The sequence below is a fragment of the Halovulum sp. GXIMD14793 genome (genome assembly GCF_054457435.1).
The window spans coordinates 1-784 of the sequence record NZ_JBTLNE010000129.1 but is presented as its reverse complement, the minus strand read 5'-3'; the positions used below and the strand labels follow the sequence as shown (position 1 = coordinate 784).

Here is a 784-nt window from a genome sequence, read left to right as displayed (position 1 = left end):
TGGATCATGTCAGCACCTTTGCCATCAGCACTCAGGACGCGGTTTCAAAGATATATTGAGGAAGGTTTAAGCGGTCGCGCGGCGGCGTTGCGTCTGAAGTTGTCGCCTGCGACAGGCGCGCGGTGGGCGCGTCAGGTTCGGACCGTGGGACATGCCGAACCCGCCCCCCAGGGGCCACCGCGCGGCAGGGGAAAGTTGGCCCCGCATCAGGCTTTCCTTGAGGAGTTGGTTGCCCAGGACCCCGACATCACGCTTTTCGAATTGCGCGATGCGCTTGCCGAGGCGGAGGGCGTGCGGGTGCACCACTCCTCCATCGCCAACCTGCTGACGCGGCTCGGGTTCACGTACAAAAAAAGTCGCTGGTTGCCGCCGAGCGCCGCCGTGCCAAGGTAAAGCAGCAGCGCGCCGAGTGGTTCAAGCATCGGCTTCCCGCCATTGCCGCCTTGCCGGATCGCGTTGTCTTCATTGATGAAACGGCGGTGAAGACGAATCTCACACGCTTGCGCGGCAGGGCGAAACGAGGGAAACGCCTGATGATGGATGCGCCCTTTGGCAACTGGGGCACACAGACGCTGATCGCAGGTCTGACACCAGCCCTGATTGCGCCATGGGTCATCAAAGGCGCAATGAACGGTCCCGCCTTCGCCACCTACACCCGCGAAGTGCTTGTGCCAGAGATCGCCCCCGGCACCGTCGTCATTCTCGATAACCTGGCGACCCATCGGAACAAGGAGGCAGCACAGGCCCTGCGCGACCACGGCTGCTGGTTCCTCTATCTGCCGCC

Annotated in this window: 2 protein-coding genes; both read left to right on the top strand. The window is 62.9% G+C overall.

Going from position 1 to position 784, the window contains the following annotated elements:
- A partial coding sequence (locus ACW9UQ_RS18675; protein WP_458932487.1) for a helix-turn-helix domain-containing protein occupies positions 1-393 on the top strand: 393 nt, incomplete at its 5' end.
- An 86-nt stretch (positions 394-479) separates the two neighbouring features.
- Positions 480-784 (top strand): transposase (locus ACW9UQ_RS18670; protein WP_458932486.1); only part of this gene is annotated, 305 nt, incomplete at its 3' end.